At 43.6% G+C, this 12,287-nt stretch carries 12 protein-coding genes; 10 read left to right on the forward strand and 2 right to left on the reverse strand.

Annotated elements, in window-relative coordinates; all coding sequences use genetic code 11:
* The first annotated feature begins 65 nt into the window (after positions 1-65).
* From AAAA73_RS16735 to AAAA73_RS16750, 4 genes are all read left to right on the forward strand, one after another.
* On the forward strand, positions 66-1,364 hold the full coding sequence (locus AAAA73_RS16735) for an adenylosuccinate synthase (RefSeq protein ID WP_340599642.1): 1,299 nt from the start codon (positions 66-68) through the stop codon (positions 1,362-1,364).
* Positions 1,365-1,477: 113 nt separating this feature from the next.
* Complete coding sequence (locus AAAA73_RS16740; protein WP_340599643.1) at positions 1,478-2,359, forward strand: pirin family protein; 882 nt, start codon at positions 1,478-1,480, stop codon at positions 2,357-2,359.
* 69 nt (positions 2,360-2,428) lie between these two features.
* A complete protein-coding gene (locus AAAA73_RS16745; RefSeq protein WP_340599644.1) occupies positions 2,429-3,331 on the forward strand; it encodes a LysR family transcriptional regulator in 903 nt (300 codons plus the stop codon).
* A gap of 118 nt (positions 3,332-3,449) precedes the next feature.
* Positions 3,450-3,620 carry a hypothetical protein gene (locus AAAA73_RS16750; protein WP_340599645.1) on the forward strand — a complete coding sequence of 57 codons (171 nt, stop codon included), beginning with the start codon at positions 3,450-3,452 and terminating at the stop codon, positions 3,618-3,620.
* 14 nt (positions 3,621-3,634) lie between these two features.
* Here AAAA73_RS16750 and AAAA73_RS16755 read toward each other — a convergent pair whose 3' ends face one another.
* Both AAAA73_RS16755 and AAAA73_RS16760 read right to left on the reverse strand, forming a co-directional pair.
* Entirely contained in the window at positions 3,635-4,993 is a 1,359-nt protein-coding gene (locus AAAA73_RS16755) for a PAS domain-containing protein (protein ID WP_340599646.1), read from the reverse strand.
* Positions 4,994-5,141: 148 nt separating this feature from the next.
* Positions 5,142-5,615, reverse strand: a complete 474-nt coding sequence (locus AAAA73_RS16760; RefSeq protein ID WP_340599647.1) for a hypothetical protein — start codon at positions 5,613-5,615, stop codon at positions 5,142-5,144.
* A gap of 144 nt (positions 5,616-5,759) precedes the next feature.
* Between AAAA73_RS16760 and AAAA73_RS16765 the strand changes: the two genes are divergently transcribed.
* The 6 genes from AAAA73_RS16765 to AAAA73_RS16790 all read left to right on the forward strand — a co-directional run bounded on the left by AAAA73_RS16765 (position 5,760) and on the right by AAAA73_RS16790 (position 12,286).
* Complete coding sequence (locus AAAA73_RS16765; protein WP_340599648.1) at positions 5,760-6,545, forward strand: SDR family oxidoreductase; 786 nt, start codon at positions 5,760-5,762, stop codon at positions 6,543-6,545.
* Positions 6,530-7,225: an SAM-dependent methyltransferase gene (locus tag AAAA73_RS16770; RefSeq protein ID WP_340599649.1), complete on the forward strand. Its 696-nt coding sequence runs from the start codon at positions 6,530-6,532 to the stop codon at positions 7,223-7,225. The genes AAAA73_RS16765 and AAAA73_RS16770 overlap by 16 nt, the downstream gene beginning before the upstream one ends.
* 427 nt (positions 7,226-7,652) lie before the next feature.
* Positions 7,653-7,805: a hypothetical protein gene (locus AAAA73_RS16775; RefSeq protein WP_340599650.1), complete on the forward strand. Its 153-nt coding sequence runs from the start codon at positions 7,653-7,655 to the stop codon at positions 7,803-7,805.
* A gap of 517 nt (positions 7,806-8,322) precedes the next feature.
* Complete coding sequence (locus tag AAAA73_RS16780; protein ID WP_340599651.1) at positions 8,323-8,577, forward strand: hypothetical protein; 255 nt, start codon at positions 8,323-8,325, stop codon at positions 8,575-8,577.
* Between the two features lie 239 nt (positions 8,578-8,816).
* Entirely contained in the window at positions 8,817-10,598 is a 1,782-nt protein-coding gene (locus tag AAAA73_RS16785) for a hypothetical protein (RefSeq protein ID WP_340599652.1), read from the forward strand.
* A gap of 26 nt (positions 10,599-10,624) precedes the next feature.
* Positions 10,625-12,286 carry a hypothetical protein gene (locus AAAA73_RS16790; protein WP_340599653.1) on the forward strand — a complete coding sequence of 554 codons (1,662 nt, stop codon included), beginning with the start codon at positions 10,625-10,627 and terminating at the stop codon, positions 12,284-12,286.
* The last annotated feature ends 1 nt before the right edge of the window (position 12,287 follow it).

Genomic DNA, 12,287 nt, shown 5'->3' on the forward strand with positions numbered 1-12,287 from the left:
TTACCCACCCTGTTTCTATCGTTCTTGCCTGAGTGCTGCTGAGAGCGCTTTTGAAGGGATCAAGTATGTCAGGGATTGTGGTTGTTGGCGCTCAATGGGGTGACGAAGGTAAAGGCAAACTTGTCGACGTGTTTGCAGAAAAAGCAGACATGGTTGTGCGCTATCAAGGCGGAGCCAATGCAGGTCACACCTTGGTGGTTAACGGCAAAAAGACTGTTTTGCACTTGGTACCCAGTGGAGTTCTTAGACCTGAAACAACATGTGTGATCACCTCTGGCGTGGTTATTGACGTCTTCGCTATCCGTGAAGAAATCAAATACCTGATCGATGGCGGTCTTCTTGCAAATCCAAAACAACTTTTGATCTCCGATACAGCGACCATTATTCTGCCTTACCACAAAGCCATCGATGCAGCCCGTGAAGCGGCCCTTGCTGGTGGAAAAATCGGTACAACTGGCAAAGGCATCGGCCCAGCATACGAGGATCGCGCTTCCCGTCGCGCCATCCTTTTCGGCGATCTGTTCAATCCTGAATCTTTGAAGGAAAAGCTGGAGCTTGCATTGCGCGAGAAAAATTTCCTGCTTGAAAACTACTACAAAGGACAAACTTTCAAACTGGAAACAATACTGGCGGATCTTAAATCTGTGGCTGATGATCTGGCTCCTTACCGCGCCAAAGATACTTCGCTTTTCATCTCGAAGGCATTGAAGGCCAGCAAGCGTGTTATGTTTGAAGGTGCACAAGGCACCATGTTGGATATCCTTCATGGAACTTATCCCTTCGTTACCAGCTCCTCGACATTGTCTGCGAATGCTTGTGTGAGTGCCGGCATCGGACCTACAAATATTCAAAAAGTCATCGGTGTCTTTAAAGCCTATACAACTCGCGTGGGCTCAGGTCCGTTCCCAACTGAATTGCACGATGAAGTCGGTCAAAAAATTCAGGCTGATGGTCACGAGTTCGGCGCAACAACGGGTCGCGCCCGCCGCTGTGGCTGGTTGGATCTGGTGGCATTGAAGTATGCGATTCGCGTGAATGGCATCACCAATCTTGCGATGATGAAAATCGACGTCTTGTCGGGCCATGATCGCATCGGTGTTTGCACAGCTTATAAAATCAACGGTGAAACCGTAACCGAACTTCCAACTTCACCGTACGAACTTGAAAAAGTGGAACCGGTGATCGAGTGGATGACCGGCTGGAAAGAGGATCTGACGAAAGTAAAAACACTTTCCGACCTGCCTCGTCCAACGACGAACTTCATTGATTATGTAGGTTCGCAACTGGGCACTCCGATCGACGTGATCTCTGTGGGTCCAGGTCGGGAGCAGACTTTATGGGTGAAACCCCTGTTCAACAACTAGGTTCCATTCACTTTTCAATTGATTATTCAGTGGATTGAATAATTAATTCATTTTATCCATCTAATCAAATAGTCCCTTTCGCAGTATAGTTAAAGGAAATGAAAGGGACTGTTATGAAAAAACTCTTATTCTCTCAACAAAGTAATTCACGTCATTGGGTCGGCGATGGTTTTCCAGTCCGCTCGATATTCTCCTACAATGATATTGCCCGGGAAATGACGCCATTTCTTTTGATGGACTACGCTGGTCCCGCTGTTTTTCCTCCTTCTGAACATCGTCGTGGTGTGGGAGAGCATCCCCACCGTGGCTTTGAAACTGTCACTATCGTGTACGAAGGCGAAGTTGAACACCGTGATTCCGCAGGCGGCGGCGGCATTATCAAGCCTGGCAATGTGCAGTGGATGACTGCTGCCTCGGGGTTGGTGCATGAAGAATTTCACGGGGTCGATTTTGCAAAAAAAGGCGGTACCTTTGAAATGGTGCAACTGTGGGTGAATCTTCCTGCCAAAGACAAAATGTCTCAACCAAGATATCAGGGCTTGATGAATGCGGAAATTCCACAAGTCACGCTGCCCGATGGTGCAGGCAAGCTTCGCGTGATCGCAGGTGACTATCAAGGTGCCCGGGGTCCAGCGAAAACCTTTACGCCAATCAACCTGTGGGACATTCGCCTGCAAGCTGGTCACAAGGTGGCATTGAATCCACCCGTGGGCCACACGACCGCTGTCTTCGTACTTAGTGGTGATGTCACTCTGGGTTCTGGCGAACGACTGCAGGAGGCAGAACTCGCTGTGTTGGATCGTGAAGGCTCCGACTTTACACTGACGGCTGGCACTGATGCGAAAATTCTATTCTTAGGTGGCGAACCGATCAAAGAACGAGTTGTCGGGTACGGCCCGTTTGTCATGAACTCGGAAGCTGAAATCCGACAGGCCTTTATGGATTTCCAAGATGGCAAAATGGGCAAAATTGGAAATATTGAAGGTTCCCGCTAAATTCCATAACCTGAAGGGAGAAATCCCTTCGGGTTTGTTTTTTCAAACACCCTCAGGCACAATTTCTTCATGGACCTGAATGAAATCGCAATTTTTGTAAAAGTCGTGCAAACCGGCAGCTTTTCTGCTGCCGCCAAACAATTGGAGATGCCGAACTCCACTGTCAGCCTGAAAATCTCCTCCTTGGAACAGCGTCTGGGAGTGACACTTATCCATCGCACCACCAGAAAATTGCAAATCACTCCAGCCGGTCAATTGTTCTTCGATCGCTGCCAGTTGGGAATCAGCGAACTCAAAGCCGCGGAGGATGAAGTCAGTCAGGGACAGGGCGAAGCTCAGGGACTATTGAAAGTCACCGCTCCGGCCATCATCGGCTCCAGTGTTTTAAAAGAAGCCATCGCTGAATTTCGCAATCGCCATCCAAAAATTCAGCTGGAATTGGTATTGACGGATCGCCGGGTGGATTTGATTTCGGAAGGCGTTGATCTGGCAATTCGTGCGGGAGACCTTAAAGATTCAACTCTTATCGCAAAAAAACTGGGGATCAGCTATTTTGCTCCATTCGCCAGCCCCGCTTACCTCAAGAAAAATGGAACACCTCAACACCCCAAAGACTTGCGCGCTCATCAGTGCCTGCAGTTCACACCGCTCGGCAAAGATCACTGGGAGCTTATTAATGACAATCGTACCAAGGTCACCGTTAAACTGATGGGAAATTTGATCATCGACGACCTTAATCTTATTAAAGATCTGTCTCTTGCCGGAGAGGGTATTGCTCTTCTTCCGACATTCCTGTGCGGAAACGAAACCAGCCAAAAGAAGTTGGTGCGTATTCTTCCGGCATGGCGCTCTGATCAACGCCCGGTCAGTTTTGTTTATCCTCCGCAAAGATTCAGCCAGCCCCGACTGGAGGCGTTTATCAAATGCACCTCTGACTTGATCAAAGAACGACTGCGCGCTTTGGAGCTTTAATCCAGGGCCTTAAGACCTTGGGCCTTCCAAAAGGTCTGAACTCTTGTCCTCTGTCACAATCAATCTTGTTTTCTGGAAACTCCCCGGCAACCGGTTTAGCATCAAGCCAGGAGGAATCATGGCACAAAAGAACAAGAAACCCACCCGGCCCCAAAGCAAGAAAAGTCCTTCACGAAAATCAATGGACGATGATATTTCGGGACGGGAAGATCTTTCCCGCGATGACCTTGAAACTGATTTTGAAGTTACCGGCCGTGAAAGTCTGGTAAAGAAAAATCAAAGACGCTAATATCGCGTAAAATATTAACTCGCTTCGCGGCTTTCCATGGAAGCCGCTTGGTCAAAAATCTTATCGACATTGCCGGAAATACCGCGAATTGAAGTCACGATAAAGTCCGAGTTTGAACTTAATGACTCAACTCCCCGCTTGATCTCTCCAGTGCATTTGCGCAGCAGTAAAATAAAGTTGTCCATTGAAGACAGATAGTTCGCAAAAATAGATTTGATTTCCGCTGTTCTGGAGGATTCGATCGCACCGATTTGACGAACCACTTCCAGCCCTGTCACGAATTTGGCAATTTCCTGCATTGCCGATTCAATTACCGCGATACCGGCTTGAAGTTCAGAAAACTCACTTTGCAGATTCTTCGAATATTGACCAAACAAATCCGAGAACGCTTTTTGATTCTGCAACATCTCTTCAAAAGCATTGTCAGACGAGCCCAGCTTGGCAATGGATTCGCGAACGAAAAAATCCACCATCAGCATCTGCACATTTAAGGCTGCGACCCGCAGCACACACTTCTTAACCACGCCGGCCAGTTCATCGACGAATCCCGCTAGTCCACCCAGATGCTTTTCAATGGTGCCGGACAAAACGGAGAACTCGTGAGAGACAACGCCCAAACTGGCTGCCAAATCACCGAATTTAGCTGCGGCAATTTTCATATTAAGAGAAATAAATTTCAGCTGCTGAAATCCCTCGTCAAGGCTTTTAATGGCTTCTTCCAAATTCTGACTGTTGCCCTGAAAGCCCCTTAGTTTCTCGAAAACCTCTTCCAACTTGTGAGTTGTCGCCTTTGTCACTTCAGCGATTTGCTCCGCTTCCTTGACCTCAAACTTCATTTCCGAAATTTGCAAATGAGTTGCGCGGGACTTCAATTCCTCAAGCACCGCTTTGACCATAAAGCTTTCATAGTCAGCGAATCCCAACTCAGCGATCTTCTCCAGCAAATACGCATGAGATTCCTCCAGGCTGTGATCCTGACTTTCATAATGCAAAACATCGTTATAAAGATTCTGAACAACTCCGAAAATTTCCGAAGAAGGTTTAAAGCGAACTGACAAGTAGCCATCCTGAATTGGAAAGGCAAAAGCATACACCCAATAGTAATGCCCATCGCCCGCCAAATTCTTAACGTAGGCTCCTACTGGTTTATCAGCTTTTAGGAATTCCCAGAACTCTTTGAAAACAGCCCGTGGCATATCAGGATGACGAATTAAACTATGAGGCGCCCCGACCATACTCTCTTTGGGATATTCACTGACTCGAACAAAGACATCATTGCCATAACGAATAACGCCACGTTTATCTGTCGTGGAGAAAAAGAACTCGTCAAATCCAAAGGGACTTTCAGCATTTACAGGTGTTGGACGTTTCATAGGACCTACCAATCTCAATGACTTTGATATCGGCAGGACCTGAATTAAGAGTTAGCAATATATATCAAAAACGACGGACAAAATGATCTCCACCGGAGTTTGATTTTGCATTTCTCGAGAGGATTTCACTTTAAATACAAATAGTCTCTTATTTTACTGCGTGGTGCTGAGTAAAAAATGATTCGACAGATTCTTTTGAGTTGAGGCGCTCAATGGATTCCACTTTTAGTTCGGCAACCTTCATCACGATGATTTGCCCTTTTTCACGTGGCCAATCTTTTGTGGCTTCGCCTGTCCTATCCAATGCTAACTTGTAGCTATATTTTCTCATTTTGGGAATGGCGAACATTTTAGAAACCAAACCTGGCATTTTGGAAATGTCAGAAACCACCAAGGTTTTTGCTGGATTCACTTTGCTGGGATTCGCATTCAAATACTCTGTCAGAATTTTAGCAGCATCCATATCGCTGGAAAAAAGAATCCACTGCGTGGTTGTGGATAGCTCTGCTGGCTCCTCAAATTGATTCAGGATTCTGAAGGCCGACAGTGTCTCCCCTGCTTGCACAGCTAAAGAGACAGAGGCCATAAAACTAAACAAAACCAAAAATACAAGTTTTCCCATGGTGAGAAGTGTACTTAGTTAATCACGCAATTAACAGCAAAGTTTTTACGTTCGCTATTTTAACAAACACGGACGCTGTAAGATTGCTTGTTTAAACTCTCCGAGAGAATTGGTACACTTGCAGCTTAAAGACAAGGAGGCTGAATGAACTTAACAGATCAAACCATTCTTATCACTGGTGGAGGTTCCGGCATTGGCTTAGGACTTGCGGAAGCCTTTGAAAAACTGGGCAATCAAGTGATCATTGCTGGTCGCTCTCAATCCAAACTGGAAATGGCGCGCGCCAAGGGATTTGCAACTCTCACTGTGGATATGACCAGTCAGGAAAGTATCGAAGGCCTGGCCAAGGAGGCCATTCAAAAGTTTCCCGCTCTCAACTGTGTCATTCACAACGCTGGCATCATGAAGAATGAAAAGCTTTCGAAAGGCGACAATGCCGAAATCGCCACCGACACCGTCCTCACAAATATGCTGGGCCCAATTTTATTGACCAGCTTTTTACTGCCACACTTCTTGAAGCAAAAGTCCGCAACAATCATGACGGTGACTTCGGGTCTGGCCTACGTTCCTCTTTCCATGACTCCCACTTATTGCGCAACCAAAGCCGGTATTCACTCTTATACTGAAAGCTTGCGCTTTCAAATGAAGGACACGGCTATCGAGGTCAAAGAGATCGTGCCACCTTACGTACAAACGCACCTGATGGGCGAACGCCAGGCTTACGATCCCAACGCAATGCCCTTGCATGAATTTATTGATGAAGTGATGAGTATTTTGAAGAACAATCCTGAGGTCGATGAAATCGTTGTACAAAGAGCTGCCGCATTTCACCAGGCAAGCTTTGGCGGCGAAGCGTCCTACCGGGAGATCTTTAAATCCAGAAACGAATTTTTTCTTAACGCACGCAAAGCGGAATGGGATTCGATGTGAACAACAACTATTTTCCGCCAGAGGCCGCTCTGGTTTATGATGAAAAAAACAAAAAACTCGCACCCATCTCCGAAAACATGCTTTTTCTGATTCGCCTGCTTTTAAAGGAACTTCCCGCCCAATCAAAAATACTTTGTGTTGGCGCAGGTACTGGAAATGAAATTCTGGCGTTAGCGCATTTTTATCCGGAATGGAAATTTGTGGCACTGGATCCCTCTGCCGGGATGCTTGATGTTTGCCGTAAACGTCTGACCGATGCAGGACTGGCTGATCGCTGTGAATTTATTCACGGGTATATTCACGACACGCCCCCGGAAGTTAAGTACGATGCCGTGCTTAGTATTTTGGTCGCGCATTTCATTCACTCTGATGAACGCCTGACTTATTTTAAAACTATCCAAGACCGACTGTTGCCGAAAGGCTATCTGGTGAATACAGAAATAAGTTATGACTTAAACTCAACCGAATTTCCATCAATGCTGGAAAACTGGAAAACCATTCAATCATTGATGGGTGGCACTCACGAAAGCCTGGCCAAGCTGCCCGAAGTGCTGCGAAGTATGCTTTCTGTGCTTCCCCCAAAACAAACTGAAGACATATTACGAGATAGCGGATTCCCGCTTCCCGTCCGGTTCTTTCAGGCATTTATGATTTGTGGATGGTATGCGCAATCAAGCTGAATAAAGATTGGATCAGCAAATACTTTAAAATGGTGAAGCTGTGGGAGTGTGCGCTGATCAATCGCAAAGGAATGAACAGCTATGAACGATGCAATATCGTTTTTTAATCGACCGAAAAATAAAAAACCCGATCTTTTGGATCGGGTTTTTTATTCAAAAATATACTTCGACAGAGCCGAAGTATATTTTTGAATATCAACCTTCCAGATTGCCCATCCAATTGATATCACTGAATATTTATCATTTTAAAGGTGTGCGCCAGCTGCGAGCGATTTGAGGCTGTTCACCTCCGTGCCATTTGGAATGTCACTGGGAGCTTATCGCTCAAGATTGTTTTTGTTTTTTTGTAGCCTTGGCGAGCGATTTTGAATTTAGCGACCCTCAGTCGTAGCTGAAGAGTCAACATAAAATCAAAAGGAGAATTAAAATGAAAACTCAAACGAACAATCTTCAGTTTCTAGGTGCCAAAGAAGTTTTCCATGACGATTTTGGAAATCTTATTATTGTGCTGGCAAAAAATAACTACGCGATCTTGAACGAAAAGGTTTTGGAAATCATGGGATTGGAGAAAACTGACTGAACAATAATAAAAGATGTTGAGTCGCGCGTGTCCCGTACTAAGGCAGACAATGATTATGGTCGTGGACCTCAGGCAGGAAATTCAACCAAAAAGAGAGCTTTATAACCTCTCTTGGGGCTTGTATGAAATCAGTAACAAAGAACAAATATTTTCAGTGTTAACTCGTTTAAATACGAGCGAGGAGTGTTTATGTTGATTTTAAAATGTGTCGTAGCATTTTACATAGTCGCATTTATTATAAACCTATTTTCTAAAGATCCCGGCAAGCGTTGGATGATAATGGACTTGTTTAATCTTATTCTCCGCATCCTATTCTTTTTCATGAAGGGTCTCCTTTGTGTTGTTGCTTACCTTTTTTGCGCGAGCGCAAAAAAGGTAAGGCCCGCTCTCCAGCTTGCCGCTGCTGACGGGCGCGGCGGCACTTGCAGAGTCGGACTGAGAAATAGTGTGTTGTTTTGATACGGCGATTTGCGCTTAAACAATATTCAATGTACTGTTTTGTTTACGGGAGGTATTTTTGAAAAATAAGGAACTAGAAAACTCATTGAAGATAATAAAACAACTAGCAGATTTATTGATAAATTCACATAGCCCGATCGACGGTAGACGAAAGATCGATGTTTTTATCGAAGCCGCAAATCAAATTTCTGGTGCGCTTGATAAAGTTGATCAAAAAATTTCTGAAATTCAATCTGCGAATTATCAACTTTCGCAAACCGTTGAAGATTTAAAAACCCAAGTAGCAGAACTAAAAATACTAAAAAAGAACTAACCCCATTTTGGGCTAAAAAGGCTCGTCCCCAATTGACAACTTCAAATTCCAAGAAATAAATCAATTATTTTGCCCCGCATTTAAGCATGCCGACTCGCATTCATCTTGTTTAATTGCGAGTTGTCATCAATAATTACTTACCACAAATGAGAGTGAGTGCCCGGCAACAGTACCGTCGTGCGGGATTAGTTTTTTGAAAGTTCGGCTAATCGGAGTGAATGTGTAATTAGGGGTAGTAAATGGTTGACGATAAAATCTCTGAGGATATTAACGCCATTAGTAGCGAGCAAATTCATCAGCGTCTTCAAACTGCAATTCAAAATGGAAGCGTAAGTTTTGTTACGGAGCTTTTGGCGATTGAAGATATGCTTCCGTACCTTGATAAAATTTTTATTGCTTCAGTATCTGATTTTTTGAACAGCCAAAGCCTAAATTTGCTTCGAATAACTGCTGAAGCCATAGGTTCTGGGCAAGATGTGTTCCGTATCGCGCATACATTGGTTCAGATTTTCCCTAACCTCAATCAAGTTGATCCAGTATCTCTTTTACAGTTTTTAAAGATATACGAAGAGAAGACGAAGAATGACTTAATGAGTGGACAACTCTTTGAGCCGATTAGAAAGCGCACAGCTACAAACAAGGACTGGGGCTTGAATCTTGAAAACGTCATTTTCGAGAATAATGACAAGAGATTTTATTCGTATTTACTTGCAACCTACCTGGGCTTTTCCGACTCAGATTATAACTTTGGCTATGACAAAATAAAATCCGCCTACACTTCAACGGTTTGTGAATTGAAAGCGATTGGCTTAAGAGGACTTGGACTATTAAGCCAACTATCCGACGAGCACAAGGCTGAGTCTTTTGAATCCCTCATCCTTGGTGTTGACGACAAGGATGAAGCGGTAGCTTCAAATGCAGCATTTGCGCTATCTCGCCTCTATAGTGAGAACGTCGAATTAAGCAAAAAAAGGATTGCTCTGTCGAAGGATGCAGATTCGTCAGTTCGTTTTGAGCTTCTAAGACAAATTCAGTTCAAACAAGGGGAACTTGATTCTGACGACATCGAGATCGTAAAAAATCTTTGCGCTTATGATTTAAAACTAAAGGGAATCACAGATTCTCTGGATAGCATAATCTATTTTCTTCTTCATAAAGGTTACCACAACATCGCAAAAGAAATTCTGACTGCTTGGGTTTCATCACATACATTTGAAGTTCACAAGCAGTATAATTTCACCGAACTTTTTGACTCCTCCATTTTCGAAATGGTCAAATCCAAAAACTTAATTGAGACCATCATTACAGAATGGTTGAATTCAGATGATTTTCGCTTTCACCATGTTCTGCAGGAGATAGCATCCTACATGGGTGGACACGGAATAAAAACTGTTGGTCTAGATTTGGAGTTTTTAAAATCACTAAATGACACTGACATCCTATACGTTGTTAGCAAAATACTAGGCTTTATATATGACTTTGATATTTCAATTTCACTGGTATTATCGATGCTAAGTCTCGATCCTCCTTCCAAAAAAACTGTGGGACTCGTAACATCAGTACTTATCGAACAAATCGGAGACAACTATCTTGGCAAAACGCTCGATCGAATTGATCTTGAGCTTAAAGCTTCACAAGAAGGCACTGAAAAATTTATTGCCTTATCCAGGGCTGCCGGAGAACTAAAAAAGAGAAAAGATCGCCTGTCTGCGCTTACGAGCTGCATTGAGCTAATGCCAAACGCGGACCACTCGTCTGAATTGAATAAAGCATTTAATAAAAGTATGGCCGCTTCAATGAAGCAGGCTCGCGAGAAATCTATGCTGTTCAAATTAGTTTCGCATGTTGCAATCAGAGAGGCTCGCTCTACCTTCTCATTTGCCAATGGCGAGTACCACGAACCTTCAAAAATGGGATCCTATTCCCACGGCATTGAACTCCCGAAGAAAGATGTTCTTGATGAGGTTGGAGCGACATTTGAACGGTCAGGGTTTAGATTGGCTAAACGAGGTGAGGAATGAGACTGCTCCTACAAGAGTATGTAGGGATGATGAAGGAAGAAGCCGAGCTGGAATCACTCGTATCGGCATTAGTAACATCAATGGGGTTCGATGTGGTTTCGCTGCCACAGCGAGGAGTACGGCAAGACGGCGTCGACATTCACGCGGTCGGAATTGATCCCGTAGATAATCAGAAAAAGAATTTTCTTGTTACAATTAAACAGGGAAATATCACTAGAACTACCTGGGATGGCAACAACCAAGCCGTTAGAACAAGTTTAAATCAAATCATTGATGTCTATGCTCAGAACAAAATTCCAATTCATGATAAGTCGAATCCCACCAAGATAATTCTCTGTTGCGGAGGCGAACTAAAACAAGAAATTCAAGCTGACTGGACGGGCTATCAAAGCAGTAATGCGTCTAAAGGATTTCAATTTGAATTGTGGAATGGAAGCGCACTTTCTTCACTCGTTGAAAAGAATTTATTGAATGAAAATGTATTCTTTGAGGACATAAAGAAAAAAATGAGAAGAACCCTCGTTGTTTTATCTGATTTTGGTTATGACCTTTCCCACTACAAAGAAATGCTTAATCAATTTCTTTTTACCGACGATTGGGCCTCCTTAAGTGGCACTACATTAGAAAAGAAGGCAGTTAAGGCTTTATCGACAATACCAGTCTGCCTTGGAATGATTCACGAGTATTCGAAAGAAACCAATAATTCGAAGCATCCCCTTGTTGCATCAGAGTTTACACTTCTAAGAGTGTGGGATTTTATTCGGCAAAATAAGCTAGAAGGAAGTTCTAAAATCTCATCTATTTACTTTCGGTTGTTTGGTATGTACGCAAGATTTGGATCTGAGTACTTTCAGAAGATTGAACCACACGCATGTGTTCCAGATGGCATCACCATTCATTGTCGCGACTCAATAGTTGCGTCTGAAGTGGTCTTTGAGCAAATAGGAATTTTGGCTTCTCTTGGCCTTTCTCAAGTCCTATGGGGCGTTACTGCTAAGGATGAAACTTATATAGAAAATGCCAGAGTCATTTCTGACACATTAAAAAATGTAATTTCAAATAATGGCATTTCAGGATCGCCGTCATTTGATGAAATGACCATCGATATAGCACTTGCAGTTTCGTTTCTGTACATTAATGGAGAATCTGATTTTATAAAAGATTGGTTTTTCAAATTGGTTCAACGCTTTTCATTTTCCTATTGCGTGATGGGCCGAGGATTTCCAGTATGCTACGACTCCATTGAGATGCTTGTAGAGTTTGGAAAGGAAAACGGACATTCAAAGGAAGAAATGTCCTCTACATCAACACTATTGGCTTTGATTGGATATTGGTGCGCAATTCTTGAAGACAACCAACTATATCCACAACTTGTGGAATTCATTGAGACAAAATTACCTCATTGTACAGTTCAAATGTGGTTCCCGGAAAAGGGAATTAAAGATCATTTATATAAAGAATATTCCGCTTTAAAAGCTGGGATTGCTGAGGCGCCCATTCGACTTCCAAAAGGGATCGAAGAGTTGCGTGAACGCTTGATTAAGTTTATCGAGTTTTCAAAAAAATCTGACGCTTTTGAAACAGTCTGGAATGACGCTCCTCCTGCATTGCCGTTTATAGCCTCTAGACACTTTAGAACGCCAGTCATACCGTTCCTCTGGATGAATCACTTAGCAGAGGAGACTTAAC

This window comes from Bdellovibrio sp. GT3 (assembly GCF_037996765.1).
Taxonomy (GTDB): domain Bacteria; phylum Bdellovibrionota; class Bdellovibrionia; order Bdellovibrionales; family Bdellovibrionaceae; genus Bdellovibrio.